At 68.2% G+C, this 24,685-nt stretch carries 25 protein-coding genes and 1 riboswitch; of the genes, 10 read left to right on the top strand and 15 right to left on the bottom strand.

Annotation, left to right across the window (positions count from 1 at the left end):
* Positions 1 to 151 precede the first annotated feature (151 nt).
* Both GGC47_RS02730 and GGC47_RS02735 read left to right on the top strand, forming a co-directional pair.
* Positions 152 to 1,057, top strand: a complete 906-nt coding sequence (locus tag GGC47_RS02730) for a LysR family transcriptional regulator (RefSeq protein ID WP_038361141.1) — start codon at positions 152 to 154, stop codon at positions 1,055 to 1,057.
* Positions 1,058 to 1,096: 39 nt separating this feature from the next.
* Positions 1,097 to 1,177: riboswitch (ZMP/ZTP riboswitch) on the top strand.
* Between the two features lie 19 nt (positions 1,178 to 1,196).
* A complete protein-coding gene (locus tag GGC47_RS02735; protein ID WP_133562139.1) occupies positions 1,197 to 1,871 on the top strand; it encodes a DJ-1/PfpI family protein in 675 nt (224 codons plus the stop codon).
* A 3-nt stretch (positions 1,872 to 1,874) separates the two neighbouring features.
* Here GGC47_RS02735 and acuI read toward each other — a convergent pair whose 3' ends face one another.
* Positions 1,875 to 2,861, bottom strand: coding sequence for an acrylyl-CoA reductase (NADPH) (gene acuI / locus GGC47_RS02740; RefSeq protein ID WP_429066798.1), 987 nt, complete (start codon positions 2,859 to 2,861; stop codon positions 1,875 to 1,877).
* Positions 2,862 to 2,958: 97 nt separating this feature from the next.
* Positions 2,959 to 4,203, bottom strand: a complete 1,245-nt coding sequence (locus GGC47_RS02745; protein ID WP_038361136.1) for an MFS transporter — start codon at positions 4,201 to 4,203, stop codon at positions 2,959 to 2,961.
* Positions 4,204 to 4,628: 425 nt separating this feature from the next.
* Here GGC47_RS02745 and GGC47_RS02750 point away from each other — a divergent pair, with 425 nt between their 5' ends.
* On the top strand, positions 4,629 to 5,864 hold the full coding sequence (locus tag GGC47_RS02750; protein WP_038361135.1) for a cell wall hydrolase: 1,236 nt from the start codon (positions 4,629 to 4,631) through the stop codon (positions 5,862 to 5,864).
* A gap of 178 nt (positions 5,865 to 6,042) precedes the next feature.
* Positions 6,043 to 6,636, top strand: coding sequence for a hypothetical protein (locus GGC47_RS02755; protein ID WP_113253371.1), 594 nt, complete (start codon positions 6,043 to 6,045; stop codon positions 6,634 to 6,636).
* A 293-nt stretch (positions 6,637 to 6,929) separates the two neighbouring features.
* On the opposite strand, the gene GGC47_RS02760 is transcribed toward GGC47_RS02755, so the two are convergent.
* The 4 genes from GGC47_RS02760 to GGC47_RS02775 form a co-directional block, all read right to left on the bottom strand.
* Positions 6,930 to 7,196 carry a hypothetical protein gene (locus tag GGC47_RS02760; RefSeq protein ID WP_113253370.1) on the bottom strand — a complete coding sequence of 89 codons (267 nt, stop codon included), beginning with the start codon at positions 7,194 to 7,196 and terminating at the stop codon, positions 6,930 to 6,932.
* Between the two features lie 8 nt (positions 7,197 to 7,204).
* On the bottom strand, positions 7,205 to 7,474 hold the full coding sequence (gene infA / locus GGC47_RS02765; protein WP_038361133.1) for a translation initiation factor IF-1: 270 nt from the start codon (positions 7,472 to 7,474) through the stop codon (positions 7,205 to 7,207).
* Between the two features lie 91 nt (positions 7,475 to 7,565).
* Positions 7,566 to 9,050, bottom strand: coding sequence for a DEAD/DEAH box helicase (locus tag GGC47_RS02770; protein ID WP_038361130.1), 1,485 nt, complete (start codon positions 9,048 to 9,050; stop codon positions 7,566 to 7,568).
* A gap of 175 nt (positions 9,051 to 9,225) precedes the next feature.
* On the bottom strand, positions 9,226 to 9,435 hold the full coding sequence (locus GGC47_RS02775) for a cold-shock protein (RefSeq protein ID WP_038361128.1): 210 nt from the start codon (positions 9,433 to 9,435) through the stop codon (positions 9,226 to 9,228).
* A 273-nt stretch (positions 9,436 to 9,708) separates the two neighbouring features.
* Between GGC47_RS02775 and GGC47_RS02780 the strand changes: the two genes are divergently transcribed.
* Positions 9,709 to 10,203: a GFA family protein gene (locus GGC47_RS02780; protein ID WP_142020200.1), complete on the top strand. Its 495-nt coding sequence runs from the start codon at positions 9,709 to 9,711 to the stop codon at positions 10,201 to 10,203.
* Positions 10,204 to 10,220: 17 nt separating this feature from the next.
* Here the strand turns inward: GGC47_RS02780 and GGC47_RS02785 are convergent, their stop codons facing one another.
* The 4 genes from GGC47_RS02785 to GGC47_RS02800 form a co-directional block, all read right to left on the bottom strand.
* Positions 10,221 to 10,922 carry an HAD family hydrolase gene (locus GGC47_RS02785; protein WP_113253368.1) on the bottom strand — a complete coding sequence of 234 codons (702 nt, stop codon included), beginning with the start codon at positions 10,920 to 10,922 and terminating at the stop codon, positions 10,221 to 10,223.
* A gap of 44 nt (positions 10,923 to 10,966) precedes the next feature.
* Positions 10,967 to 12,163, bottom strand: coding sequence for an MFS transporter (locus GGC47_RS02790; RefSeq protein ID WP_142020198.1), 1,197 nt, complete (start codon positions 12,161 to 12,163; stop codon positions 10,967 to 10,969).
* Between the two features lie 129 nt (positions 12,164 to 12,292).
* Complete coding sequence (ppdK, locus tag GGC47_RS02795; RefSeq protein WP_142020197.1) at positions 12,293 to 14,977, bottom strand: pyruvate, phosphate dikinase; 2,685 nt, start codon at positions 14,975 to 14,977, stop codon at positions 12,293 to 12,295.
* Positions 14,978 to 15,159: 182 nt separating this feature from the next.
* Positions 15,160 to 15,657, bottom strand: a complete 498-nt coding sequence (locus GGC47_RS02800; RefSeq protein ID WP_142020196.1) for a YcgN family cysteine cluster protein — start codon at positions 15,655 to 15,657, stop codon at positions 15,160 to 15,162.
* A 243-nt stretch (positions 15,658 to 15,900) separates the two neighbouring features.
* Here GGC47_RS02800 and GGC47_RS02805 point away from each other — a divergent pair, with 243 nt between their 5' ends.
* The gene (locus tag GGC47_RS02805) at positions 15,901 to 18,120 is read left to right on the top strand and encodes a transglycosylase domain-containing protein (protein WP_142020195.1); all 2,220 of its coding nucleotides are present in this window, start codon (positions 15,901 to 15,903) and stop codon (positions 18,118 to 18,120) included.
* Between the two features lie 42 nt (positions 18,121 to 18,162).
* Here the strand turns inward: GGC47_RS02805 and arr are convergent, their stop codons facing one another.
* Entirely contained in the window at positions 18,163 to 18,591 is a 429-nt protein-coding gene (gene arr, locus GGC47_RS02810; RefSeq protein ID WP_210245552.1) for an NAD(+)--rifampin ADP-ribosyltransferase, read from the bottom strand.
* A 333-nt stretch (positions 18,592 to 18,924) separates the two neighbouring features.
* Here arr and argC point away from each other — a divergent pair, with 333 nt between their 5' ends.
* The 3 genes from argC to GGC47_RS02825 all read left to right on the top strand — a co-directional run bounded on the left by argC (position 18,925) and on the right by GGC47_RS02825 (position 21,296).
* Positions 18,925 to 19,899 (top strand): N-acetyl-gamma-glutamyl-phosphate reductase, encoded by a 975-nt coding sequence (gene argC / locus GGC47_RS02815; protein ID WP_142020194.1) that lies wholly within the window; start codon positions 18,925 to 18,927, stop codon positions 19,897 to 19,899.
* A 159-nt stretch (positions 19,900 to 20,058) separates the two neighbouring features.
* The gene (locus GGC47_RS02820; RefSeq protein WP_142020193.1) at positions 20,059 to 20,634 is read left to right on the top strand and encodes a DUF1214 domain-containing protein; all 576 of its coding nucleotides are present in this window, start codon (positions 20,059 to 20,061) and stop codon (positions 20,632 to 20,634) included.
* The gene (locus GGC47_RS02825; RefSeq protein WP_142020192.1) at positions 20,631 to 21,296 is read left to right on the top strand and encodes a DUF1254 domain-containing protein; all 666 of its coding nucleotides are present in this window, start codon (positions 20,631 to 20,633) and stop codon (positions 21,294 to 21,296) included. The genes GGC47_RS02820 and GGC47_RS02825 overlap by 4 nt, the downstream gene beginning before the upstream one ends.
* Before the next feature lie 18 nt (positions 21,297 to 21,314).
* On the opposite strand, the gene GGC47_RS02830 is transcribed toward GGC47_RS02825, so the two are convergent.
* Positions 21,315 to 22,109: a hypothetical protein gene (locus GGC47_RS02830; protein ID WP_142020191.1), complete on the bottom strand. Its 795-nt coding sequence runs from the start codon at positions 22,107 to 22,109 to the stop codon at positions 21,315 to 21,317.
* The gene (locus tag GGC47_RS02835; protein WP_038361109.1) at positions 22,106 to 22,312 is read right to left on the bottom strand and encodes a hypothetical protein; all 207 of its coding nucleotides are present in this window, start codon (positions 22,310 to 22,312) and stop codon (positions 22,106 to 22,108) included. The genes GGC47_RS02830 and GGC47_RS02835 overlap by 4 nt, the downstream gene beginning before the upstream one ends.
* Positions 22,313 to 22,474: 162 nt before the next feature.
* Here GGC47_RS02835 and GGC47_RS02840 point away from each other — a divergent pair, with 162 nt between their 5' ends.
* Positions 22,475 to 23,614, top strand: a complete 1,140-nt coding sequence (locus tag GGC47_RS02840; RefSeq protein ID WP_142020190.1) for a DUF2336 domain-containing protein — start codon at positions 22,475 to 22,477, stop codon at positions 23,612 to 23,614.
* A 98-nt stretch (positions 23,615 to 23,712) separates the two neighbouring features.
* Here GGC47_RS02840 and GGC47_RS02845 read toward each other — a convergent pair whose 3' ends face one another.
* Positions 23,713 to 24,048, bottom strand: coding sequence for a DUF1491 family protein (locus GGC47_RS02845; RefSeq protein ID WP_142020189.1), 336 nt, complete (start codon positions 24,046 to 24,048; stop codon positions 23,713 to 23,715).
* A gap of 19 nt (positions 24,049 to 24,067) precedes the next feature.
* Complete coding sequence (locus GGC47_RS02850; protein ID WP_038361103.1) at positions 24,068 to 24,682, bottom strand: hypothetical protein; 615 nt, start codon at positions 24,680 to 24,682, stop codon at positions 24,068 to 24,070.
* Positions 24,683 to 24,685 lie beyond the last annotated feature (3 nt).

Here is a 24,685-nt window from a genome sequence, read left to right on the forward strand (position 1 = left end):
AAGCATCCTTCGAGACGCCGCTCCTACGGAACGGCTCCTCAGGATGAGGGCTCGACCGTTTCGCACATCGCCATTCGTTCGGATTTGGACGGCATAACCTTGCATCCATGCAAGATTTCGGCTTGCGTGTCGGCGGGAGGAAAAGTCGCCGATGTCTTCCAAGCTCGCCTGGGACGATTTCCGCCTGGTCAAGGCCATCACCGACCATGGCGGGCTGACGGGTGCGGCGGGAGCGCTCGCGGTCAACCATTCCACCGTGTTCCGCCGCCTCGGGCAGATCGAGGAGATGGTCGGCATGCCGCTCTTCGAGCGGCGCAAGACCGGCTATGTCGCCACCGTCGCCGGCGCGGAGATGGCGGCGCTGGCCGGGCGGATGGAAGAGGACGTGACGGCTTTTTCCCGGCGACTCGCCGGCCGCGACGTGGCGCCCTCCGGCGAGATCAGGATCACCACCACCGATACGCTGCATCTCAACCTGCTGCTGCCGATCTTCGCCGGTTTCCGGCGGGCGCATCCGGCGATCCGGCTCGATGTCGTCATCGGCAACCAGGCTCTCAACCTGTCCAAGCGCGACGCCGACGTCGCCATCCGCGCCAGCGACACGCCGGGCGAGACGCTGGTCGGCCGGCGCATCGCCACCCTCGCCTGGGCGATCTATGGCCGCAGCGAGGACGGCATCACGGCGCAGGAGAAGGCCGACCCGGCCCGGCTCTACCTGCGCGACTGGGTCGCTCTCGGGGACCAGCTTTCGCATGTGAAGGCGGCGCGCTTCGTGCGCGAGCACGTCGCGCCGGAGCGGATCGCGCTGAAGAGCTCGGCCGTGCTCGGCATCACCGAGGCCGTCGAGCAGGGGCTCGGCATCGGCCCCCTGCCCTGCTTCATCGCGGACCGGCGGCCGGGGCTCACGCGGCTGCTGCCGCCCAATCCCGATTTCGCGACGGGCCTGTGGGTGCTGACCCATCCCGACATCCGCCACGTCCCGCGCGTGCGCGCCTTCATGGATTACTGCAGCAATGAGCTCATGCGGCATCGGATGCTGATCGAGGGGGCGGAGTAAAGACTGCGTTGCCCGCTCGGGTGTGGCGCTCTACATTCGCAGCGTTCGCGCGACTGGCGCTACGAGATGGATCACCATCGGGAAACGCGAACGCATGAGCCGCGCGCCTGGGCCTCACCTTCCCGACGGAGCCGAGCCCATGCAGATTGTGATGCTTCTCTACCCGCGCCTGACGCAGCTCGACCTGACCGGGCCTTTCGAAGTCCTGTCCCGCTTCCGCGAGTGCAAGATCGACCTGGTCTGGAAGACGACGGAACCGGTCCGGGACGCCAGCGGGCTGACGATCCTGCCAAGCTGCGATTTCCGGAACTGTCCGCAGGCCGATATCCTCTTCGTTCCCGGAGGGCCAGGCCAAAGCGCGCTGATGGAGGACGAGGAGGTGCTCTCCTTCCTGCAGGAGCAGGCCGGCAGCGCGCGCTACATCACCTCCGTCTGTACCGGCTCGCTGGTGCTCGGCGCGGCGGGGCTTCTCAAGGGGTATCGCGCCACCTGCCACTGGCTCTCCCTGTCGCAGTTGAGCCTGCTCGGAGCCGAGCCCGTCGCCGAACGGGTCGTCCATGACCGCAACCGCATCACCGGCGCGGGCGTCACCTCGGGAATCGACTTCGCATTGTCCCTCGCCGCTCACCTCTTCGGCGAGGAGCGGGCGCGGAAAGTGCAGCTGCAGATGGAATACGACCCGCAGCCTCCCTTCAGCGGCGGCTCCCCCGCCTCGGCGCCAGCCGATCTGATCGCGGCCGTCCGTGCCGACACGGCCGCGTTCCAGGAAGCGCGCGAAGCCCTGGCGCGCCGCGCCGGAGCGAAGCTCGGCTGAATCTCAGCCGACCTCCACGACGACGCGCCCCTTGACCTTGCCCTCGACGATCGCCTTGCCGGTCTCGATGACGGCGTCGAGCGGGATCGTCGTCGTCATGACGGCGAGTTTTTCGCGGTCGAGATCGGTCGCGAGGCGCTGCCAGGCCTCGAGGCGACGCGGCTTCGGGCACATCACCGAATCGACGCCCAACAGCGCGACGCCGCGCAGGATGAAAGGCGCGACCGTCATCGGCAGGTCCATGCCCTGCGCAAGGCCGCAGGCGGCAACCGCGCCGCCATATTTCGTCATGGCGAGCAGGTTCGCCAGCGTATGCGAGCCGACCGCATCGACGCCCGCCGCCCAACGCTCCTTGCCGAGCGGGCGACCGGGCTGGGAGAGTTCGTTGCGGTCGATGATCTCGGCGGCGCCAAGGCCCTTGAGATAATCGGCCTCCTCGGCGCGGCCGGTCGAGGCGATGACGTGCCAGCCGACCTTGGCGAGCAGCGCGATCGCGACCGAACCGACGCCGCCTGCGGCGCCGGTGACGACGAGGGGACCGTCCGCGGGTTTCAGCCCATGCTTCTCCAGCGCCAGCACGCAAAGCATCGCGGTGTAGCCGGCGGTGCCGATGGCCATGGCCTCGGCCGGGGTCAGCCCCGCCGGCAGCGGCACCAGCCAGTCGCCCTTCACACGGCTCTTCTGGGCGTAAGCGCCAAGGTGGGTCTCACCGGTGCCCCAGCCGTTCAGGACGACGAGATCGCCGGGCTTGAAGCCGGGATGATCGGAGGCCTCGACGCGGCCGGCGAAATCGATCCCCGGGATCATCGGCCAGCGGCGCACCACCGGTGCCTTGCCGGTGATGGCGAGGCCGTCCTTGTAGTTCACGGTCGAATGCGTGACGCGGACGGTGACGTCGCCCTCCATCAGATCGCTTTCGGCTAAATCCGTGAAGGCGAGGTTGGGCGCGGTTTCCCCCTTGGTCGCCACCAGGGCCTTGAACGTCGTCATCCCCATCTCCCGAACGCTGACATGCGAAAGCCGACAAGGTTGCAGCGGCGGTCCGCCATCGCAACCCCGTCGGCCGTGCGCGGGATCGTCTTCCGGATCAGGCGGGCTGCGCCTGCGGTCGCTCGACCGGTCGTTCGACGATCGGCAGGTTGATCAGCGCCGAGGCGACGCCGAGCGCGACCGAGAGCCACCAGACGAACTGATAGTTGCCCATCGCTTCATAAAGCACGCCGCCGAGCCAGACCCCGAGAAACCCGCCGACCTGATGCGAGAAGAAGGCGAAGCCGTAGAGCATCGCCATGTATTTCGTGCCGAACATCAGCATGACCAGCGAGGAGGTCGGCGGCACGGTCGAGAGCCAGAACAGGCCGATGACGACGCCGAAGGTCAGCGCCGTCAGCGGGCTCGGCGGGATCAGGATGAAGGCGGCGATCGCCACCGCCCGGCCCAGATAGATCCAGGCGAGGAGATGGCGCTTCGGCATCCGCGTCGAGAGCCAGCCGGAGGAGAGCGAGCCAACCGCATTGGCGAGGCCGATGACCGCGAGCGTCCAGCCGCCGACCCAGGCCGGCAGGCCGGTATCCCGGAGATAGGCGGGCATGTGGACGGTGATGAAGGCGAGCTGGAAGCCGCAGGTGAAGAAGCCGAGCACGAGCAGGACGTAGCTGCGGTGCCTGAACGCCTCGGTCAGCGCCTGGACCACCGTCTGATTCGGCAGGTTGGCGGTGGTGCTGCCGGAGCCGCCGAGCTTGCGCGTGGCCAGGATGATCGAGATCGGCAGCACCGGCAGCAGGGTCACGGCGAAGACCATCAGCGCCTGCTGCCAGCCCAGCGTATCGATGAGGATGTTGCCGATCGGCGGGAACAGGAACTGGCCGAAGGAGCCCGCCGCCGTGCCGGCGCCGAAGGCCATCGGCCGCCACTGCTCCGGCAGGAGCTTGCCGAAGGCGGCGAGGACAAGGTTGAAGGAGCAAGCCGACAGGCCGAAGCCGATCAGCACGCCGGCGCCGAGATGGAGCTGCAGCGGCGTCGTCGCATGGGCCATGACGACGAGGCCGGCGGCATAGAGCACCGCGCCGACGCAGAGCACGCGCACCGTGCCGTAGCGGTCGGCGATGGCGCCCGCGAAGGGAGCGCCGAGGCCCCAGAGCAGGTTCTGGATCGCCAGGGCCAGGCCGAAGATGTCGCGGCCCCAATGGAACTGCAGCGTCATCGGGATCTGGAACAGGCCGGCACTGGCGCGCGGCCCGAAGGTGATCAGCGCGATCAGGCAGCCGGCCGCGACGATGACCTCCGGAGCGTAGCTGCGTGCCGGTTTGGAGCTTGCCGGAGTGGAGCTCATGAATGTCCCCGAAGCCTCGAATGTGTGACTACACGATAGCGGCTCGCCCCGGGGGCAACCAGCGCGTTTTCGTGAAACGAGGCATCACGGACCGATATGGCCGGCGGCCGCGCCGGAGCAGCTTTCGATCAGAAAGGACCGCCGGAGTCGTCATTGCGAATTGCTTTGCGGAGCCTGTACCGGGGGGCGCCGAAGGCAAGCCCCGGGTGCTCGCACGGCAATGACGCTCCAGCCCGGCCAAAAAACACCCTCCGGCGTTAACTGCCGCTCAACCTTACCGAGGCGATAACGGATTCCAACGAAGACGCGGCTCCGGCCGGCGGTCTTTCGTTCCGTATCGTCGGGACGGGTGCGTCGTTTTGAGTCATTTGCGTCTTCACAGGCGGAAGCGAGGCGGGCGGGCGCCGGGGCTCAGATGGGCCGCGGTGACGGCTGCGCCCTGGGCGCTGTCGGTCGGACTGCTGGTCTCCTTCACCGCCTCGGCCGGACAGAATTTCGGACCGACCGGCCTGCCCTCCAGCGCGATCCCACGCATCGATCCCGGCCCCGCCTCCGCATTGGCGGAAGGCCCCTCGATGCTGGTGGCGGAAAGCGCCTTCCGGCTGCCGGGACTTGCCCTGTCCTCGGCCATCGTGCAGGCCAGCCTCTCCTTCGAGGATCCGGAGCGGCGCATCGTCGTCGATCCGCGCCAGCCGCGCGAGGACATGAAGCGCACGGCAGCGAGCTTCCCGGAGGTCGACCGCACGGCCAAGGGCGACATGCTGCCGAGCCTGCGGCCCGGCCTGTCCCAGCACCCCTCCGTCGAGCTCGAGCGCGTCGTCTTCGGCGACACCCAGCCCAGGCTGATCTCGGGCGGCTTCTCGCTCGATGCGATGCGCGCAGCGGGAGAGGTCGAGGGTCCACCGAGCGGTTTCGAGCCCTACGCGATCGACGAAGGCCTGACCGACCCGGCCCTGTCCGATTCCTCGCCGGTCTCGCTGAAGCCCAAGATCACTTCGGCGCGCCAGGCCGAGCTCTATCTCGAAAGCATCGACGGCTCCTCGCCTGCGGTGCCCTCGCCCAGCCAGCGCAGCTCGTCGACGCCCCGCTCGGCGATCGCCATGGCGGAGCTGACGCCCCCTGCCCTGCCCGCGCATGGCGCGCAGCAGCCGGAGGCGCGGATTGCGCTCGCCTCCGCGCCGGCGACCCGAGACCTGCGCCTCGCGACGCCGGGCGAGCGGCAGAGCTATGCCGGGCTGATCGTGCCGGAGAACATGGCGCGCGAGCAGCGCTGCCTGGCCGAGGCGGTCTATTTCGAGGCTCGTTCGGAATCGCCGGAGGGGCAGGCCGCGGTCGCGCAGGTCGTGCTCAACCGGGTGAAGAGCGGGCTCTATCCGAACAGCGTCTGCGGCACCGTCTACCAGAACAGCAACCGCTACCTCTCCTGCCAGTTCACCTTCACCTGCGAAGGCAAGTCGCTGCGCATCACCGAGCCGGGCCCGTGGCGCGATGCGGTGCGGATCGCGCGCGAGGTCTATGAGGGCACGACCTATCTCGCCGAGGTCGGCGCCTCGACGCATTACCATGCGCGCTATGTCAGCCCCTACTGGGCGAAGCGGCTGAAGAAGATGGACACCATCGGCCAGCACGTCTTCTACCAGCTCCGGCCGGGCCAGACCTGAGCGCTGGTAAGCAAGCGATTCCATCGACCTGAACAGCGGTGGGAGGAAGGTCGCCAACGCCCGCGACGTGGTTAATTTTACCTTGTTTTAGCGTTTACCTTGCGTTCATCACGCCAAATTGGCTTCCTGATCCCAACGAACGGCGCTCAGACGCCGGAACCGACAGGTCAGGTCCATCATGGCGCGCTCGCTCTCATCCCGGTTGCTCCTCGCCACCTCGGCAGTCACGACCGTTCTTCTCCTCGGTGCAGGCGCGGCGCAGGCCGGCGGGTGCCACGGCTCCGCCTGCTACAACCTCGTCAGCACGCCGCCGGTCTACGGCACCGTCGACGAAACCTATCAGGTCCAGCCGCCACAGGTGCAGCGCCACGTCGTCCCGGCCGAATACGAGACCGTCACCGACACGGTGATGATCGCGCCGGCCCGCCAGATTCCGCGTCACCGCGCCGCGGTCTACGACACCGTCACCGAGAAGGTGCTGATCTCGCCCGCCACGCGCCGCTGGGAAGTGACCCGCGACGCCTGGGGCAGGACCGTCGGCTGCTGGGTCGATGTGCCCGCGCAATACGGCTACCAGAGCCGCCGCGTCGAGGTTTCTCCGGCGACCGTCGAATACGAGACGGTTCCCGCCGTCTACACGCAGCGTCAGCGCAGGGTGATGGTGCGTCCCACTCAGGTCGTGCGGGAGGAGATCCCCGCCGTCTACGAGACGCGGCAGCGCCAGGTCCTGGTCAGCCCCGGCTCGCAGTACTGGTCCCGCGCCCGTTACTGAGCGCGGTATCGCAGCATCTGCTTGTCCGAAAACCGGATTCCAGTTTTCGGGCCGATGCATCAGAGAGTTTCACGCAGACCCTTTATCCACGGAAACGACCACTTCAACCCCGGCCTCGGCCGGGGTTTTTTCTTGGGTGGATTACGCCCCCGATCCAACGTCATTCCGGACAAGCCGCGCCAGCGGCGCCGATCCGGAATCCATCACAAAGCACAATGCCCGATGATGGATTCCGGGTCTGCGCTTCGCTTGCCCGGAATGACAATGATGGGATGGTGCGGAGCCGCAGCCGCTCAGACGTAGCGGTCGCCGAGCAGGAAGACGCAGACGCCGACGACGAAGGCGAGGAAGCGGGCGGGCATGCCGACCAGCGTGCCAGGCGAGCGGCCCGCAGCATAGCCGAACACCAGTTCGACGAAGCCGAGGCCGAGCAGCACGATGGCGAAGGGTGGGAGGGCCCCGTCCCGCGCGACGAGGCCGGCCTTCACGGCATAGGCGACAATGGCGCCGAGAAGGGCGCCCAGCGCGACGAAGAGAAGCTCGTTTCGCGAAAGGCGCATCGCTTCGCTCAGCGGCGGCGGAAATTCTGGCGCGGCGGGCCGCCCGGCCCGGGACCAGCCGTCTTCTGGCGGAAGTTGATGCGGCCACGATCGAGATCGTAGGGCGACATCTCGACGATGACGCGGTCGCCCGCGATGGTGCGGATGCGGTTCTTCTTCATCTTGCCGGCCGCATAGGCCAGGATCACATGGTCGTTGTCGAGCTTGACCCGGTAGTTGCCGTCGGGAAGCACCTCGACCACGGTGCCATCGAATTCAAGCAGTTCTTCTTTCGCCATCTGTCGTCCTTCGTGAGCCCTGTGGCGCAAAGGCGGGCCATCGTCCCGTTAGGATAACGAATGAGCCCGCCCTGTTCTGGCCGATCGCGCGTCAGCGCGCGCGCCGCCGGGCGCCGTCGGTGCGTGGTTGCTGTGTTCTTTGCTGCAAGAACGCGACGCCGCCAAGCCCTTCTTTCGCGGAAGTCGCTTCTTTTCGTTGCTGCATCTGCTCAGGACGCTGCTGCCGCTCGCCCGTGCGCGGACGATGCTCCTGCCGCTGCTCCGGACGATCCTGGCGCTCCTGCCGCGGCGCGCCGCCGGCATGGTTGCGATGACCGCCCTGGTCGGAGCGCTTGCCGTCCGCCCGCTTGGCCTGTCCCTGCGGCCTGCCCTGGCCTTGCGGGCGGGCCTGCTGCTGGCTGCGGCCGCCGCGATTCTGCGCCGGCTTCTTAGGCGTGCGACCGTCCCAATACGGCACCTCGCCGATCGGCGTCGGCTTGACGCCGGTCAGCTTCTCGATGGCCGCGAAATCGCCGCGCTCTTCCGGTGTACAGAAGGCAATCGCAACGCCGGAAGCGCCAGCGCGTGCCGTGCGGCCGATACGGTGGACATAGCTCTCAGGCACGTTCGGCAGGTCGTAGTTCACGACATGGCTGACGCCGTCGACATCGATGCCGCGTGCGGCGATGTCGGTGGCGACGAGGATGCGCAAGCTACCGTTGCGGAAGGCGCCGAGGGCGCGCTCGCGCTGGCCCTGGCTCTTGTTGCCGTGGATCGCCGCCGCCTCGATACCCGACTGCTCGAGCTGGCGCACAACCTTGTCGGCGCCATGCTTGGTGCGGGTGAAGACGATGGCGCGCTCCATCTCCGGCACGGACAGCGTCTTCGCCAGCAGCGCAGGCTTGTCGCCGGGCTCGGTGAAGATGACGCGCTGGTCGATCTTCTCGGCGGTCGTCGCGACCGGCGTCACCGCGACCTCGACCGGGTCGGTGAGGTAGGCGGAGGCGATGTCGCGGATCGGCTTCGGCATGGTCGCCGAGAAGAGCAGCGTCTGGCGCTCCTTCGGGATCAGCGTCGCGATGCGGCGCAGGGCATGGATGAAGCCGAGGTCGAGCATCTGGTCGGCCTCGTCGAGGACGAGGAACTCGATCTCGCGCAGCGAGACGGCGCGCTGGTCGACGAGGTCGAGCAGACGGCCGGGCGTGGCGACGAGGATGTCGATCTTGTCACCGAGCGCGCGGATCTGCTTGCCGACCGGAACGCCGCCGAAGATCACGGTCGAACGCAGCGTGGTGAACTGCGCATAGGTGCGGATCGAGGCTTCGATCTGGGCGGCAAGCTCACGCGTCGGCGAGAGGATCAGCACGCGCACCGCACGCTGCGGCATCTGGCGCGGCTTGCCGAGCAGCCGGTGCAGCATCGGAAGCGAGAAGGCAGCGGTCTTTCCGGTGCCGGTCTGGGCGGCGCCGAGCAGGTCGCGGCCCTTCAAAATGTGGGGGATCGCCTGCGCCTGGATCGGCGTGGGCGTTTCATAGCTCTCGGCCGCGAGCGCCTTGAGAAGCGGCTCGGCGAGGCCGAGATCAGCGAATTTAGTCAAGAAAAAGCTTTCTGGACGCCGTGATGACGGGGGGCGCATGTGGTTTCGGCTGCGCCGTCGGCCCGTATCCGGCCTGGATATCAGAGAATCGGTCCCACCGGCGAACCGCTAGCCACAGCGCCGGCAGGTTTATTGTGGACCGGGCGGGCGAACGCCCACCCGGTCGATTCGGTTATTACTCGGCGACGAGGTTGCCGGCCGAGGTCTTGCCCGTCTTGCGATCGGCGACCATCTCGAAGGAGACGACCTGGCCTTCGCGCAGCTCGCGCAGGCCGGCACGCTCGACGGCGGAGATGTGGACGAAAACGTCCTGGCCGCCGTTCTCAGGGGTGATGAAGCCGTAGCCCTTGGTGGCGTTGAACCACTTCACGGTGCCCTTGTTCATAGTGTTAGTCCTTACGTTCAGATCCGCGTCTATCGGTATGACACGACGGACGCGCGGACGCCTCGCCATGGCCTTGTAGCGATGTGTGGTGGATCTGATTCGTAACCGCCACCGGACAAGCCGCCAAGCGGAGGAGTGGCCAGAACCCGGCCGCATCTCGTCTTACATCGGTGGCGATAGCACGAAATGCAAGGCAGGTCCAGCAAGGCGCCCGCGGGCATCGCGGAACACGCGGCGAAAGCCGGTGTTGGACAGGCAAAGGGAGGCTAGGTCATGCCGATCACGCTGAAGGGCTCATGCCGCTGCGGGGCGGTTCACTACTCGGTCGAGAGCCATGCGCCCGTCCCGTATCAACTCTGCTACTGCTCGATTTGCCGCAAGACGGCAGGCGGAGGCGGCTTCGCCATCAACCTGTCGGCCGAGGCCGCGACGCTGAAGGTCGAGGGCCAAGACAGCGTCGGCAGCTTCAGCGCCGAAATTCGCGACGACGACGGCACCTGCGAACGATCGCAAGCGCGGCGCCACTTCTGCAAGTCCTGCGGGACGGCGCTGTGGCTGTTCGATCCACGCTGGCCGGATCTGCTGCATCCCTTCGCCTCGGCGATCGACAGCCATCTGCCACGCGCTCCCGAGAAGACCCATATCATGCTGCGCTTCAAGGCCGGCTGGGTCGACCCGGATATCGCGGAGAACGACCTGAGCTTCGAAGGCTATCCGGAGGAATCGATCGAGGAGTGGCACCGCAGGCATGGCCTTTGGGTCGAGTGAAGGCCGATGGCGAACGGCTACCGCGCGAGCTGCGTGACGAGGCCCCGCAAAGGGCCGAGATGCGGTATCGCGCGATAACGCCCGTGCCCGACGGGCTCCTCGGCATGCTCCAGCACCCAGGTCAGCTCATGCGGAACATGCACCGCCCATGAGCCGGCCTCCAGCGCCGGCAGGATGTCCGACTTCAGCGAGTTGCCGACCATCATCGCCCGCCCTGCCCCGTCGCCATGGCGCGCGAAGATGCGTTCATAGGTGGCGGCTTTCTTGTCACTGACGATCTCGACCGCGTGAAAGAAATCGCCGAGGCCGGACTGGGCGAGCTTGCGCTCCTGGTCGAAGAGATCGCCCTTGGTGATCAGCACCAGCCGGTAGTCGCCCGACAGCGCTTCGAGCGTTTCCCGGACATGCGGCAGCGTCTCGACCGGATGCGCCGCCATCTCGCGCCCGGCGGCGAGGATCTCGCCGATCACGGCGGCCGGAACCTGACCCCTGGTGATCTCGATCGCCGTCTCGACCATCGAGAGCACGAAGCCCTTGATGCCGAAGCCGTAGAAGCCAAGGTTGCGCTTCTCGGCCTCGAGCAGACGGCCGGAAATCTCGGCCGCCTCGCCATGCTCGCCGAGCAGAGCGACGAAGCGCTCCTCCGTCATGCGGAAGAACTGCTCGTTCTGCCAGAGCGTGTCGTCGGCATCGAAGCCGATGGTGGTCAGATCGCCCATGGGATGCTCCTTCGCGAGGCATCATGCCCCACCTGCGGGGCGCATCAATCCCGCGCCCGGAACTCCGTCGCGAAATAGGCCAGCGCCAGCAGCGGCATCGCCGCGCCGAGCGCGCCCGCGAGCGGCCAGCCACCATGCGCGAAGGCCCAGCCCCCGAGCGCCGAGCCGAGCGCGCCGCCCATGAAGAAGCTCGCGATGAAAAGACCGTTCAGGCGGCTGCGCTGTTCCTGCCCGAGCGCGAAGATGGCGCGCTGCCCGAGCACCAGGCCCGTCGTCACGCCATAATCGAGCAGGATCGCGGCGATGGTCAGCAAGGCCAGGGCCACCGTCGAGCCCGGCTCGGCGAGGAAGGTCAAGGCGAAGGACCCTGCCGCGAGGATCAGGGCGAAGGCCGTCGCCGGGCGCGTCCAACCCGCATCGGCGAGGCGCCCGGCGATCGGCGAGGCGATCGTGCCCGCGACGCCCGCCAATGCGAACAGCGCGACGCCGCGCTGGGTCAGGCCGAACTGCGGACCGGTGAGATAAAGCGGCGTCACCGTCCAGAACAGGCTGAAGGCGGCAAACATGCAGGCCTGATAGCCGGCGCGGCGGCGCAGCACCGGCGTGCTCATCACCAGCGCGCCCATGGACGCGATCAGCTCGCCATAGCCCAGCCGCGTATGGGGTCGGCGCTGCGGCAGGCGAAACCACAGGAAGGCCGCCAGAGCCAACATCGCCACGGCCGAGAGGACGAAGACTGCATGCCAGGAAGCGGCGTCCGCGACGAGGCTCGCAACCGGCCGCGCCAGCATGATGCCGAACAGCAGGCCGCTCACGACATTGCCGACGACCCGGCCGCGAATCTGCTCGGGCGCCATATGGGCCGCAAGCGGTACGAGGACCTGCGCGGCGACGCAGGTCATGCCGATCAAGAGCGAAGCGGCGAGGAAGACGGCCGCGCTGGCGGCCAGGGCGGCCATGCCGAGCGAAACGGCCGCCAGGGCGACGAGGGTGACGATCAGCAACCGGTTCTCGACGAGGTCCCCGAGCGGGACCAGGAAGACCAGCCCCAACCCATACCCGATCTGCGTCAGGGTGACGATCAGGCCAGTCAGCTCCGCCGACATGCCGAGCGTTGCGCCGATGGGTCCAGCCAGGGGCTGCGCATAATAGAGATTGGCGACGATCAGGCCGCAGGCCGCGGCCAGGACAATGGTCAGCCCCGCCCCGATGGTCGGAGCGTCGGAAGTCGTCTCGTTCATGGTGATGGACCGACAGGCCCGGACAACCGGGCGGAGGACCGTACTATGGCACTCCGCCCATCATGCTGCGACGCAGCAAATTGCATGGCGCCCGTGCAGGGGCGCCATGCCCGGCAGTTGCGATCCGGCTCAGCCGTCTTTCGGCTTGATCGCGCCCAGCGCCGCCTGCGCCGCCGCAAGCCGCGCGATCGGCACGCGGAAGGGCGAGCAAGAGACGTAGTCGAGGCCGACGCTCTCGCAGAAGCCGATCGAGGCCGGGTCGCCGCCATGCTCGCCGCAGATGCCGAGCTTGATGTCGCTGCGGGTCTTGCGGCCGCGCTCGGCGGCGAGCTTGACCAGTTCGCCGACGCCATCCTGGTCGATGGTGACGAAGGGATCGGCCTCGAGCAGGCCCTTGGCGGTGTAGGAGCCGAGGAAGGAGGAGGCGTCGTCGCGGCTGATGCCGAGCGTCGTCTGCGTCAGGTCGTTGGTGCCGAAGGAGAAGAACTCGGCGCTTTCGGCGATCTCGGCGGCGCGCAGCGCGGCGCGCGGCAATTCGATCATCGTACCGACCTGATAGTCGATCTTCGTGCCGCTCTCTTCGATCACGGCCTTGGCCATCGCATCGATGCGACCCTTGACCAGATCGAGCTCCGGCTTGCCCATGACGAGCGGCACCATCACTTCCGGGATCACCGGCTTGCCGGTCTCCTTGGCCGCGATGACAGCGGCCTCGAAGATGGCGCGGGCCTGCATCTCGGCGATCTCGGGGAAGGCGACGGCCAGCCGGCAGCCGCGGAAGCCGAGCATCGGGTTGAACTCGTGCAGCTCGGCGGCGCGCTGGCGCAATGCGTCCGGGGTGACGCCGAGTGCCGCCGCAACTTCACCGATCTCCTTGTCGCCCTGCGGCAGGAACTCGTGCAGCGGCGGGTCGAGCAGGCGGATCGTCACCGGTAGGCCGCTCATGATGGTGAAGAGCTGGACGAAGTCCTGGCGCTGCACCGGCAGGAGCTTGGCGAGCGCGGCGCGGCGGCCCTTGTCGTCCTGGGCGAGGATCATCTCGCGGACGGCCTGGATGCGGTCCCCTTCGAAGAACATGTGCTCGGTGCGACAGAGCCCTATGCCCTCGGCGCCGAACTCGCGGGCGGTCCTGGCGTCGTCTGGGGTCTCGGCATTGGCGCGGACCTTGAGACGGCGGACCTTGTCGGCCCAGCCCATCAGCGTCGCGAACTCGCCGGACAGCTCCGGCTTCTGCATCTTGATCTCGCCGAGCAGGACCTGGCCGTTGCCGCCGTCGATGGTAACGAAATCGCCGGCCTTCAGCGTGGTCGGACCGACGGTGAGCGTGCCCTTGGCATAGTCGATGCGGATCTGGCCGGCGCCGGAGACGCAGGGCTTGCCCATGCCGCGCGCCACGACCGCCGCATGCGAGGTCATGCCGCCGCGCGAGGTCAGGATGCCTTCGGCGGCATGCATGCCATGAATGTCCTCCGGCGAGGTCTCGACGCGCACGAGAATGACCTTGCGGCCGGCCTTCTTGGCGGCCTCGGCATCGTCGGAATTGAAGACGATCTCGCCGGCGGCAGCGCCGGGCGAGGCCGGCAGGCCGGTGGTCAGCACGCGGCGCTCGGCCTTGGGATCGATCGTCGGGTGCAGGAGCTGGTCGAGCGCGCCGGGCTCGACGCGGCCGACGGCCTCCTCCTGTGTGATCAGGCCTTCGGTCGCAAGCTCGACCGCAATGCGGAGCGCCGCCTTGGCGGTGCGCTTGCCGGACCGGGTCTGCAGCATCCAGAGCTTGCCCTCCTGGATGGTGAACTCCATGTCCTGCATGTCGCGGTAATGCTTCTCGAGGATGCCGTAGATGCGGCAGAGCTCGGCATAGGCCTCGGGCATCTCCCGTTCCATCGAGGGCTTGTCGGAGCCCGCCTCGATGCGCGCCTTCTCGGTGATGTCCTGCGGCGTGCGGATGCCGGCAACGACGTCCTCGCCCTGGGCGTTGATCAGGAACTCGCCATAGAGCGCGTTCTCGCCGGTCGAGGGATTGCGGGTGAAGGCGACGCCGGTCGCGGAGGTGTCGCCCATATTGCCGAACACCATCGACTGGACATTGACCGCCGTGCCCCAGCTCGCGGGAATGCTGTTCAACTCGCGATACTTGATGGCGCGGGCGTTCATCCAGGAGGAGAACACGGCGCCGACCGCGCCCCAGAGCTGCTTCTCGGGGTCCTGCGGGAAGTCCGAGCCGAGCTCCTTCTTGACGAGCTCCTTGTACTTGCCGACCAGCACCTTCCAGTCGGCCGCCGAGAGGTCGGTATCGAGATGGAGGCCCTTGCGCTCCTTGTAGTCTTCCAGCGCCTCCTCGAAGAGGCCGTGGTCGATGTCGAGCACGACGTTGGAATACATCGTGATGAAGCGGCGATAGCTGTCCCAGGCGAAGCGCTCGTCGCCCGAGGCCTTGGCGACGGCCTCAACCGTCTCGTCGTTGAGGCCGAGATTGAGGACGGTGTCCATCATGCCCGGCATCGAGGCCCGCGCACCGGAGCGGACGGAGACGAGGAGCGGATTGGCGGGGTCGCCGAAAGTCTTGCCGGTGAGCTTGGCCATGCCGGCCAGCGCGGCCTTGACCTGCCCGTCGAGCTCGGCCGGGAAGCTCTTGCCGTTGTCGTAATAGGCCGTGCAGACCTCGGTGGTAATGGTGAAGCCGGGCGGAACGGGCAGACCCAGATTGCTCATCTCGGCGAGGTTCGCGCCCTTGCCGCCGAGCAGGTTCTTCATTCCCGCCTCACCCTCGGCCTTGCCGTCGCCGAAGGTATAGACCCACTTCCCACCTGCCATCACTTCAACCTCTTCGTTTGCAGCCGGACGCAGCAACGCCACGGCGATGCGAAAGTTTCGTGCGCGTGCCATCGATGCCCCATAGGCAGGGACGGCGGGATGGGGCGGTCATGCCCAAAAGCGGCTGAACAATCAATGAGCAGGTGCAACAAAACGCCCGCAGGCGCGGAAGCACCGACGCTTCATTTCGCGCGTCCGCCGCGGGCGGCCCGGGGCCAGCGCAGCGGCCAGGCGACGATGCGCTCGGTCACCTCGTCCTCCGTCACCTCGTCCTCATTGGCGAAGACCCGGCCACGCACCGAGATCCCGGCCGCCACGACCGTCTCGGGGTCGCCCGAGACGAGCGGATGCCACCAGGGCAGATCCCTGCCCTCCGCAATGAGGCGATAGGCGCAGGTCGGCGGCAGCCAGGGCAGCGTGCGCACATCCTCCGGCGTCAGGGTGACACAATCGGGGACTTCGCGAGAGCGGTTCGGATAGTCGCGGCAGCGGCAGGTGCCCGCGTCGAACAGGCGGCAGCCGATATCAGTGGCGAAGAGGCGGCCACTATCCTCGTCCTCGAGCTTGACGAGGCAGCAGCGCCCGCAGCCGTCGCAGAGCGACTCCCACTGCTCGCGGTTCATCTCCTCGAGCGGCGTGGTCAGCCAGAACGGCTCGTTTGTCGCGGGCTTCGGCTCCATGGCAGGCTTATGCGCCGATGCGCCGGAAGATGGAAGGGCGGCGCATCGGCGCGCGTCCTTGTCCCAATCCGGGACAGGCCGGCTGGCCTGCTTCCTGCTGTTAAAAAAAGAATTCCGCGCATGCTGCCCTTACCGCCGCGCGGGGCGTGATTATGTGTCTATGACCGGGCACCCTCCTGTTGCCAAGGCGGCGACCGCGGGGCAGGACTGTGTCGGGGGCCATTCGGGAAGCCTGGAACGGCCATGGAGTTCAGGAAGGCAGGCTGGAGGACGCGGCTGAAGCGCTATGCGCTCGCCGTCGATTCATGGCTCGATGCCGGCCTGTGGGGCGCGGGCCGCCGCGTCGGCGAGATCTACGAGCGCATCCGCAGCCAGGCCGACCGCCTGACCGTGACCGGCCCCAGGCGCCTTGCGGCCGAATTCGCCAGCGAGGGGCTGAACATCGGCATCGTCGGCGCGCTCTTCGTCCTGATACTGGCTTTGCCCGCCTTCCGCATCGGCAATGAGGAGGCTTTGAAGAGCCAGGTGCTCGCCGTCACCTTCCTCGACCGCTATGGCAATGCGATCGGCCATCGCGGCGCCCGGCACGACGACTCGCTCAAGCTGGAGGAGATGCCGGACCATCTGCTGAAGGCCGTGATCGCGACCGAGGACCGGCGCTTCTACGACCATTTCGGCATCGACATCATCGGCACCTTCCGGGCGCTGACCGTGAATGCGCGCGCCTCCGGCGTGGTGCAGGGCGGCTCGTCGCTGACGCAGCAGCTCGCCAAGAACCTGTTCCTCTCCAACGAGCGCTCGCTCGACCGCAAGATCAAGGAGGCCTTCCTGGCGCTCTGGCTCGAGGCCCGGCTGAGCAAGAGCGAGATCCTCAAGCTCTATCTCGACCGCGCCTATATGGGCGGCGGCACCTTTGGCGTGGCGGCGGCGGCGGAATACTATTTCGGCAAATCGGTGAAGGACGTCTCGCTGGCGGAAGCCGCCATGCTGGCCGGCCTGTTCAAGGCGCCGACGAAATACGCGCCGCATGTCAACCTGCCCGCCGCCCGCGCACGGGCCAATGACGTGCTCAACGCCATGGTCGATGCCGGCTTCATGACCGCCGGCCAGGTTGACAGCGCCAAGCGCAATCCGGCGACGCCGGTCGACCGCAAGCGCGAATCCAGCCCCGACTACTATCTCGACTGGGCCTTCGACCAGGTGAAGGAGCTGGCCGAGGAGGGCAAGCTCGGCTCCGACCGGGTGCTTACCGTCAAGACGCCGCATGATTCCGCGATCCAGCAACGGGCCGACGAGGCGGTCGAGGCGATCCTGCGCCAGCACGGCCCGACCTATCGCGTGAAGCAGGCCGCGACCGTCGTCATGGACCCGGACGGAGCGGTGCGCGCCATCGTCGGCGGGCGTGACTACGGCGCAAGCCAGTTCAACCGCGCCACGGCGAGCCAGCGCCAGCCCGGCTCCTCCTTCAAGCCCTATGTCTATGCGACGGCGCTCTCGGCCGGGCTCTATCGGCCGAACACCATCGTCACCGACCGGCCTGTCTGCATCGGCAACTGGTGCCCGAAGAATTACGGCGGCTCGTTCTCGGGGTCGATGCCGCTCTATGTGGCGCTGGCGAAGTCGATCAACTCGATCCCGGTGCAGATGTCGATCGCGATCGGCCGTGCCACCGGCGAGACGCATGAGGCGCGCGCCGCCGCCATCGGCCGCAAGAAGATCGTGGCGATGGGCCATGCGATGGGGCTGACGACGCCGCTCACCGACACGGTCTCGCTGCCGATCGGCGCGGCGGAGGTGACGGTGATCGACCAGGCCGCCGGCTACGCCGTCTTCGCCAATGGCGGCAAGCGGGCCAAGCCCTATGCGGCGCTCGACATCCATAACTCGCAGGGCGAGCTGATCTACAATCACGGCCGCGACGAGCCCGAGCCGCAGCAGGTCCTGACGACCCAGGTCGTGCAGGACATGAACTTCATGCTCTCCAAGGTGCCGACCGAGGGCACCGGCCGTCGCGCCGCGCTCGACGGCGTGGTGACGGCCGGCAAGAGCGGCACGACCAACGGCTACAAGGACGCCTGGTATGTCGGCTATTCCGGCAACCTCGTCGAGGCCGTCTGGTTCGGCAACGACGATTCCTCCGAGACCGCGAACCTGACCGGCGGCGCGCTGCCGGCCATGACCTTCAAGGAGATCATGCAGTTCGCCCATCAGGGGCTGGAGCTGAAGCCGATTCCGGGCGTCCCCGTCGACCCCAAGGCCGTTACGGTGGCGAAGGCGAACGGCACGACGCCGGACCCGCTCGGCGCGGGCATGCCGGGCGCCGGCCATATGCCGCGGCAATCCTTCGAGGTCCTGTCCGCCGTCGGGGCGCTGTTCAAGACGGTCGAGCCTTCGCGCAGCGCCAGCCGCCCGGTCCAGGTCGGCATCCGCGAGGTCTCGGGGCTGGAGACGCGGCTGCGCTGACAGTTGGGCGCTGCCTCGGCACGAGATGCGCGTCGCCACGCATCAGTTGATGATTTCGCCTCGTTCGTTCGAGCGCAGTGCCGTCAGTCGTTCTCTCCACATCTGGAGCGCTTCGGGCGTCAATCTGGTCCAATGCGTGATTTCGCCGGTGACCTTGAGCGGTGCGCTGCTGCGATACGACCGAGTGGGGTTGCCGGGGAATTTCTTGTCGGTCACATTCGGGTCGTTCTCGAATGTCCCGGTCGGCTCTACGACATAAACACGCGGGACTGCATCGCCTTCGGCAAGTTCCGCCGCGATTTCGGCGGCATGCCCGGCGCCGTCCACAAGGGCCGTGAAGTAGATGTGGTTCATCACCACCTCAGGACAATAGTTCGACCGGTATCCTGCGATGAGGAAATCACCCACGCGCAGATCCGCGATCGTGCCGTGAAAAAACGGCCCCTCGTCCAGCGCCTCGGTCATCGTCATCGTCCTTATCCTGCGAGCCTGTTTTAGTCCGTGAGCCGAGGGTGCCAACCTCCGCTAACCCACCGTCGAAAGCGGATATTCCGCTTGACGATGAATAGGGCTCGCGACAGTGTCCCAGGGCATGTTCAGGAACCAGAACCTTTGTGATCGACGCCGACGCCGCTTCCCCCAAGCGGCGGCTCTTCGGGCTGCGCGTCGATCAGCGTTCTTCCGCGTGGTGACGGCCTCATCGTAGGTCCCACCCGCCGAAGCGGCCTCGGCCCGCCTTCCTGAACCCCCGCAGCCCTCGGCTCCGGGGGTTTTCTTTTGCCCGAACTCCAGAAGGACACCACCATGAGCATTCGCGTCGGCATTGTCGGGATCAGCGGTTTCGGCGGCGGCGAGGCGCTGCGCCTGATCGCCAGCCACCCGTCTTTCGAGCTGGTCTACGCCGCAGGCGAAAGCAGTGCCGGCAGCCGTTTGGTGGACCGCTTCCCCGGTGTGCCATCCAAGCTGGCCGAGCTGGTGATCGAGAAGTGGGACCCGGCGACGCTGCCGAAGCTCGATCTGCTGTTCGCGTCATTGCCCACGGGCACCTCGGCCGAGGCCCTGGCGCGCGTCTCCCAGGACGTGAAGATCGTCGATATCGGCGGCGACCACCGCTACCTCGAGGGTTGGGCGTATGGCCTGGCAGACGTCTGGCCGGCTGAGATCAAGGGGCAGACCCGCATTGCCAACCCCGGCTGCTTCCCGGCTGCGACGCTGGCCGCGCTGGCGCCGCTGCTGGCCGACAAGCTGATCGAGCCGGGTAACATCGTGGTCGACGTCAAGACGGGCATTTCCGGGGCGGGCCGCGGTGGCGACAGCAAGTTCGGCTACGCCGAGAGCAATGAGAACCTGATCCCCTATGGGCTGCTCAAGCATGTCCATATGCCTGAGATCGCCAGGACGATCGAGCGGTTGAGCGGCGGCAGCGCGGCCGGGCTGGTGTTCACGCCGCATCTGGTGCCGATGACCCGCGGCCTCCTCGCCACCATCTACTGCCGCGGCCGCGCCACCACGGAGCAGTGCCTGGACGCGGCCCGGCGCTTCTACGCCGGGCGGGCTTTCGTCCGCGTGACCGAGAAGCCGCCGCAGACCAAATGGGCTACGGGCTCGAACCTCGCATTCGTCAGCTATGCGGCCGATCCAGAGCGCAACCTGGTGATCGCGATGGGCGCGGTCGACAATCTCGGCAAGGGAGCGGCCGGCCAGGCGGTGCAGAATGCGAACCTGATCTGCGGCCTGCCGGAAACCGCGGGGTTGGACGGCGTGCCCGTTTGGCCATGATGAGCGCGGGTCTCCACGCAGTGTTTCAATCCGCTTTGTGGGTTCGCCAGGGGCGCGCAACCCGATATTCAAACCGAGACACCGCCGGCGGTTGACGGCCCGGAGCGTCGGGGTTCAACTCCGGCGGGCTGCGATGCGGCACAGGCGCGGAAGGCAAGCGTGCGAATCCTCGATCTCGCCACTATTCTCGGGCTGGGCGCCGGTCTCGGGCTGGTCTCGGCCCATTGGGCGGTCGCCGGCCGGCCGGTGGTGGGCAAGGTCGAGGTCGGCTCCTGGATGGCCTGGCCCGGCAGCGGCAGCCGCGACGTCGATCCCTATATGCGGGCCTATCTGGCGCGCGGCGTCCATCTGCCCATCGGCGCCGGCGAGGGGCTCGAGCTGATCGCCGAGCGCAGCGATGACGGCGCGCCGCTCGAAGGGCGCTGCCGTTATCGCATCAGCGGCACCATCCCGACATCGCGGGGCTGGACGCTGGGCGTCACGGATGGTGCCGGCCGCCCCTTCCACCTGCCGCTCGAACGGGTGAGCTTCACGGATTCGGAAATCGTGCGCGGAGAGGATGGCGGGCTGTCGATCACGGCCGCGGCGGCGGCCCAGGCCGGCAACTGGCTGCCGCTGCCGGCGGGCGGACGCTTCCAGCTCCGATTGCGGCTCTACGATACGCCGGTGTCGAGCCAGACCGGGGAGACGCGGGCGGCGAACCTGCCCCGGATCACGCGCATCGACTGCCGATGAGCGCGCTCGACCCCACAGCCGCGCCGCTTCCGGACGAGGCCCGGCCCGGGAAGGCTCCCCGGCCCGCCCCGGCGCCCCGGAGCTGGCCCGACCGGCTGCGCTCCGCAGCCATGCGCCTGGCCCTGACGACGCTCGCGGGGCTCATACTCGCAGCCATCGTGCACATCGTCACGATTCTCCTGATCCCGGTCCTGTCGCAGCGCGATGCGGCGCATGCCTATCGCAATCTCGGCAGCGAGGGCCATGCCGAGATCGTCCCGCCGGCCGGCAATGCCTCAGGACTGCCGCCCTTGCAGGAGGCCGACCCGAATGCGGTGACCGCCGTCTGCGGCTACGATCTCTCGGCCGGGCCGATGCGGGTCGTCGCCCATATCGGGACGCTGCCGCTCGGACTCACCCTGCACCGCCAGGGCGGCGGCGTGATCTACGCCATCACCGACCGGGCCGCGATCCGAGGCGTGCTGGAATTCCTGGTGATGACGGAGGCGCAATATGACGAGCGCGTCGCCAATGACGAGGAGGGCGAGACGAGCCGCGAACTGCGCGTGGTCTCCGACACCGCACAGGGGCTCATCGTCGCGCGCGTGCTCGCCAAGCGCCCCTCCGACCGGGCGGATGCCGAAGCGCTCGCCACCGGCATCCAGTGCGGCATGGCGAACTGACGGTGCGCCGCCCGCCACTCAGCCCTTGTAGACCACGGGGCGTTTCGTGCCTTCGCCGAAGGCGTCGTTGAGCGGCATCCTGCAGAGCGGGCCGGCCTCGGCCTCCAGCGCCATGATGGCGCGTTCGGCGCGGATGGCCTCGCGGGAGGGCATCTCGACCACGAGATTGGCCAGCGCGTAACGATAGCTCCTCAGGCGGAAATCGAGGCGCTCGCAGACCCAGAAGACCAGCCCCTCGTTCTCGACGACGCGCGCCAGGGCCGGGTCCTGCTTCTCGGGTGCGACATCGGGGGAGGATTCGACCGTGCGCATCCGCACCCGGTCCATACTCACCACCCGCATCGCATTGGCGCGGAACGGGCCGATCAGCAGGCGATCGGCATTCACATCCTCGCTCATGCGGTTGTAGCGCGAACTCTGCGAGGCGAAGGAGGTCGATGTCAGCCCGCGAAAATAGTCGGAGACGTCGTTCGACTGCGCCGCAACCGGCAGGATGCGGGTATGGGCGAGGTTCGACACCTCCCCCTGGAAGATGCTGTGCGGGCTGGCGGGCATGACGAAGCGCCAGGCGCGGTCGCGCATCTGCTCCTCGTCATCGGTCAGGCGGAAAGGCGAGGCCGCCTCGCCCCGGACCGCCGCCGCAAGGAACCCCGCCTCGGGCGCCAGGAGCTGCGACCAGACGGTCGGGCGCGGCCGGCCGAGATCGCCGGTCGTCGCGGTGCAGGCCGAGGCCAGCAGCGCGAGCAGCGCGGCGAAAGCCGTCTTGCCGCCGCGCGGCCGGCGGCGTGTCGTCGCGTCTGCTGAATCCGTCACGCCGGCTGCCTGGCCTTCCTGCGGCCGACGGCCTTGCCCGTCGCCGGGCGGCTGCCGCGCGGCAAGGCGTTGCGTGGGCCGGGCTCGGCAGGGCGCTCGAAGCGCACGCCGGTGAAGAACAGGATTTCGGCGCTCGTCTGCGGGAAGGCGCAGCTCCGCGCCTGCCAGCGCCGCCAGAGCGCGAAGGGGATGACGTCGGCCATGTGCGCCTCCTTGTCCAGCGCCTGCTTACGATCGCGAAAGCCACGGACGACGCAGAGGCCGCTCCCGTGTCACAGCTCTCAAGACCATCAGGCCCGGACATGGTTAACGTGGCCTTAAGCCATCGGGGATAATCTGCGATCCGACATCGGATTTGCTGCCTCATGACCACCTCCCCCGCCAAGGAACTCGCCGATCTCGCTCGCCTCGCGCGCGAAGGCGGGCTCGATCTCAGCCAGGTCTCGCTGCGTGTCAGAGCCGACCTGCTGCTCTCGGTGCCGCGCCCTCCGCAGGACGACCTCGCGGCCTTTTCCGAGATGGCGACGGCCCTGATTCCCGGCATCGACGAGGCGACGGCGCTGATCCTCGCGCGCAAGCTCTCCGGCTGGCGACACACACCCGCGTCGGTCCTGCTGGCCTTGCGCGAGCGCGGCGGCACGATCCTCGCCGAGATGCTGCGGCACGGCCTGCCGCTCGCTCCCGCCGAGATCGAAGAGCTGGCGGAGACGGGCGATGACGAGATGCTGTCGGCCCTGAGCGCGCGCCGCGACCTCACCGCCGCCGCGACGCTGATGCTGGTCGAGCGGGACTCCGACGCGCTTGACCTCGCTCTGATCGCCAATACCGAAGCCCCCCTGCCCCGCGCCGCCGCCGACATCCTGATCGCGCGCGCCCGCAGCCGCCCGGCCTATCGATCGGGATTGCTCGGCCGGCCGGACCTCTCGAATATCGAGCTCGCCCCGCTTTTCCTGCGCGCCGGCGCGGAGCGGCGGCTCAGCATCCTCGATTCCCTGGCCGCGCATGAGGCGCTGCATCCCGGCGAGCGGCTCCCGCCGCTTCCGGCCGCGGTCCTCGCCGACTGGCTCGCGCTTGCCAGCGAGGACCGGACGCGAGCCTTCAGCGCCATCGCCCGGCATTTCGGCGGCGGCCCGGCGCTCGCCGAGGCGATGGATCGCGACGCGACACGCGAACTCGCGGCGCTGGCCCTGATCGCCAGCGGCACCACCGTCGAGGAGGCGACGCGCTTCCTGATCCGGCTCGGAGACGAGGCCGCGCATTCGGTCGAGCGCATCTTCGCGCTCGTCGCCCTGATGCGTTCGATCAGGCCGGTCATCGCCCGGCGCCTCGTCCAGCAGATCGCCGGGCTCGCGCCGGCGGCTCCGCAGCGCCGGGGCCAGCATCAGCCGGCGATGGACCCGAGCGGCACCCCCTCGCGCGCCGGAACGGGCACCGCCCGGCCGGAAGGCCAGCCCGCCATGTCCGAGGTGCTGGGGCGGATCGGCCCGCAGCGGGAGCGCGGCTAGAGCATTTCCGCAGCTCCCCGAATCGCGGGAATGCTCCATCTCTTTGTTTTATCGCATTTTCTTCACGCGAACCGGTGTCCACTTCGCTCGAAAATGCGCTAGTCGCTCACCAGCTCCAGGCGCGGATCGCCCGCCCGGTTCTCGATCTCGACGAGCCAGAGGTCACCGTCGAAGCGCAATTCGCGCGTGACACGATCTTCGACCGTCAGCGGATCGGCGTCGAGCAGGAGCTGGAAGCGACGGACACCGTCGTCGCTGGCGAACGTCTGCGGCGCCGGGCCGTAGAGCACGGCGGTGCCGTCGAGGCGGTCGAGCTTGACGAAGATCGCGCCGGCCTCGGCCGCGCCGCGACGCCGCAGCACGGCGATGAGCCCGTCATGCGCCGCCTGCCGCAGCCAGGCAGAAACCCAGAACTCGCTGGTCAGGCGCGCCATGGGCTGGCGAAGCCGGGCGTCAATTGGAAGCCGTTCGGCGCGGCGCGGCCGCCGAACGCGTGGCGGCGCCGCGGATCTCCGCCGGCGGGCGCATATCCGCGCCGTTGATCAGATCGGCGATGGGATCGCGCGGAGCGGGAGCCGCAGCAGCGCGCGGCGCGGGAGCTGCCGCCGGGGCGGGAGCCGGAGCCGGCGTGCGCGCGACATTGGTGACGGCCGCAGGCGGCCGGGGCGCGGCCTCACGCACGGCCGGCTGTGCCTGGGACAGGTCGCTGGGGCGCGACGGCGGCAGGGCCGGGCCCAGCAGCGAAGGAATGTCGGTCGGAGGCGCCGCAGCGGGAGCCGGCGCGGGTTCGGCACGCCGGGCGGCGGGACGCGCCTCCTCGACCGGGCGCGGCGCCGACAGGATCGGATGGGGATGGCGCGCCGTCTGGAACATCAGCGCATTGGCGACGATGGCGAGCGAGACGATGCCGAAAACGAGGAGGATCAGGGCGCGGCCCGGCCGCCGGCTCGCCGTCCGGATGAGGCGGGCGAACCACGGGGATGATTTCCGGCGCGCCGGCTGCGCGCGCCGGACCGGAGCGGACAAGGAGGCGCCGGGGCGGGCGCGGGCGGCCATGGTTGCGGACATCGG

Origin of the sequence: Allobosea sp. OAE752 (genome assembly GCF_050433265.1) — a bacterium.
Lineage (GTDB): Bacteria > Pseudomonadota > Alphaproteobacteria > Rhizobiales > Beijerinckiaceae > Allobosea > Allobosea spartocytisi.

What these genes read in the sequence shown, in the direction of transcription:
- GGC47_RS02805 (WP_142020195.1), top strand. Translation starts at nt 15,901, where the DNA reads ATGGAGTTCAGGAAGGCAGGCTGGAGGACGCGGCTGAAGCGCTATGCG.
- ppdK (WP_142020197.1), bottom strand. Translation starts at nt 14,977, where the DNA reads ATGGCAGGTGGGAAGTGGGTCTATACCTTCGGCGACGGCAAGGCCGAG.
- GGC47_RS02800 (WP_142020196.1), bottom strand. Translation starts at nt 15,657, where the DNA reads ATGGAGCCGAAGCCCGCGACAAACGAGCCGTTCTGGCTGACCACGCCG.
- infA (WP_038361133.1), bottom strand. Translation starts at nt 7,474, where the DNA reads ATGGCGAAAGAAGAACTGCTTGAATTCGATGGCACCGTGGTCGAGGTG.
- GGC47_RS02840 (WP_142020190.1), top strand. Translation starts at nt 22,475, where the DNA reads ATGACCACCTCCCCCGCCAAGGAACTCGCCGATCTCGCTCGCCTCGCG.
- acuI (WP_429066798.1), bottom strand. Translation starts at nt 2,861, where the DNA reads ATGACGACGTTCAAGGCCCTGGTGGCGACCAAGGGGGAAACCGCGCCC.
- GGC47_RS02735 (WP_133562139.1), top strand. Translation starts at nt 1,197, where the DNA reads ATGCAGATTGTGATGCTTCTCTACCCGCGCCTGACGCAGCTCGACCTG.
- GGC47_RS02845 (WP_142020189.1), bottom strand. Translation starts at nt 24,048, where the DNA reads ATGGCGCGCCTGACCAGCGAGTTCTGGGTTTCTGCCTGGCTGCGGCAG.
- GGC47_RS02850 (WP_038361103.1), bottom strand. Translation starts at nt 24,682, where the DNA reads ATGTCCGCAACCATGGCCGCCCGCGCCCGCCCCGGCGCCTCCTTGTCC.
- GGC47_RS02785 (WP_113253368.1), bottom strand. Translation starts at nt 10,922, where the DNA reads ATGGGCGATCTGACCACCATCGGCTTCGATGCCGACGACACGCTCTGG.
- GGC47_RS02730 (WP_038361141.1), top strand. Translation starts at nt 152, where the DNA reads ATGTCTTCCAAGCTCGCCTGGGACGATTTCCGCCTGGTCAAGGCCATC.
- GGC47_RS02790 (WP_142020198.1), bottom strand. Translation starts at nt 12,163, where the DNA reads ATGAACGAGACGACTTCCGACGCTCCGACCATCGGGGCGGGGCTGACC.
- GGC47_RS02755 (WP_113253371.1), top strand. Translation starts at nt 6,043, where the DNA reads ATGGCGCGCTCGCTCTCATCCCGGTTGCTCCTCGCCACCTCGGCAGTC.
- GGC47_RS02775 (WP_038361128.1), bottom strand. Translation starts at nt 9,435, where the DNA reads ATGAACAAGGGCACCGTGAAGTGGTTCAACGCCACCAAGGGCTACGGC.
- GGC47_RS02760 (WP_113253370.1), bottom strand. Translation starts at nt 7,196, where the DNA reads ATGCGCCTTTCGCGAAACGAGCTTCTCTTCGTCGCGCTGGGCGCCCTT.
- GGC47_RS02835 (WP_038361109.1), bottom strand. Translation starts at nt 22,312, where the DNA reads ATGGCCGACGTCATCCCCTTCGCGCTCTGGCGGCGCTGGCAGGCGCGG.
- GGC47_RS02745 (WP_038361136.1), bottom strand. Translation starts at nt 4,203, where the DNA reads ATGAGCTCCACTCCGGCAAGCTCCAAACCGGCACGCAGCTACGCTCCG.
- GGC47_RS02825 (WP_142020192.1), top strand. Translation starts at nt 20,631, where the DNA reads ATGAGCGCGCTCGACCCCACAGCCGCGCCGCTTCCGGACGAGGCCCGG.
- arr (WP_210245552.1), bottom strand. Translation starts at nt 18,591, where the DNA reads ATGACGATGACCGAGGCGCTGGACGAGGGGCCGTTTTTTCACGGCACG.
- GGC47_RS02780 (WP_142020200.1), top strand. Translation starts at nt 9,709, where the DNA reads ATGCCGATCACGCTGAAGGGCTCATGCCGCTGCGGGGCGGTTCACTAC.
- argC (WP_142020194.1), top strand. Translation starts at nt 18,925, where the DNA reads ATGAGCATTCGCGTCGGCATTGTCGGGATCAGCGGTTTCGGCGGCGGC.